This window comes from Paraburkholderia piptadeniae (assembly GCF_900007165.1).
Classification (GTDB): domain Bacteria; phylum Pseudomonadota; class Gammaproteobacteria; order Burkholderiales; family Burkholderiaceae; genus Paraburkholderia; species Paraburkholderia piptadeniae.
Genome location: NZ_CYGY02000215.1, coordinates 1 through 745, shown reverse-complemented (window position 1 = coordinate 745; position 745 = coordinate 1). Strand labels below are relative to the sequence as shown.

Annotated in this window: 1 protein-coding gene; it reads right to left on the bottom strand. The window is 58.3% G+C overall.

Features of this window, described 5'->3' with window-relative positions; genetic code table 11:
• Window positions 1–16: 16 nt before the first annotated feature.
• The gene (locus BN2476_RS44755) at window positions 17–595 is read right to left on the bottom strand and encodes an elongation factor P (RefSeq protein WP_087740474.1); all 579 of its coding nucleotides are present in this window, start codon (window positions 593–595) and stop codon (window positions 17–19) included.
• Between the last annotated feature and the right edge of the window lie 150 nt (window positions 596–745).

Genomic DNA, 745 nt, shown 5'->3' with positions numbered 1-745 from the left:
GGGCTACGCTGCATTCTCACGGCTTTCGCGCCCCTCGCCTGACCCGCTCCAGGTATTTTCCTGAAGCGACCTCGATTCGCACCGTGTCCCCTTCCTTGATGAACTGAGGAACGAGTACTTCCATGCCGTTCGTGAGCGTGGCGGTCTTGAAGGTGGAGGTTTCATGCTCGTGCAGGCCCGGCGGCGTAGACACGATGTTTAACTCGACCGCAGGGGGAAATGCAATGGTGACGGGCTCACCCTCATAAAGTTGCACCGGGATTCGCATATTGGGCTGAAGAAACTTTTCGTATGCACCAATGGTTTGCGAGGGCAAACTGATCTGTTCGAAGGTATCGGAATTCATAAAATAGAAAGCGACACCATCCGTGTACAGGTATTCCATCTCCAGGTGATCGAGCGAGACCTCTTCGAGCTTGTCGCCCGGGTGCAAACGCAATTCCTTGACGTGACCGGTCTTCAGGTTCTTGACCCTGGTAAAGACTGCGCTACCCTGCTGGCCGCCACCGGCGTGGTACCCGGCGCTGACGACGCTATGAAATTCGCCTTCAAGCAGGACGACCATGCCCGGCTTCAGTTCCGAAGCTTCGATCATTTGCCTGTCTCCGCTGGTCGTCGAGATGACGCCTTCAGCCTAGCACTGCCGCGGACCGCGAACAACCGGCCCGCCGCGACAGCGGCGATTCATTGAGGGGGACATCATCGGGCCATTGTGGCACGGTGCGCCGCGCCTTGCCGGACCTCG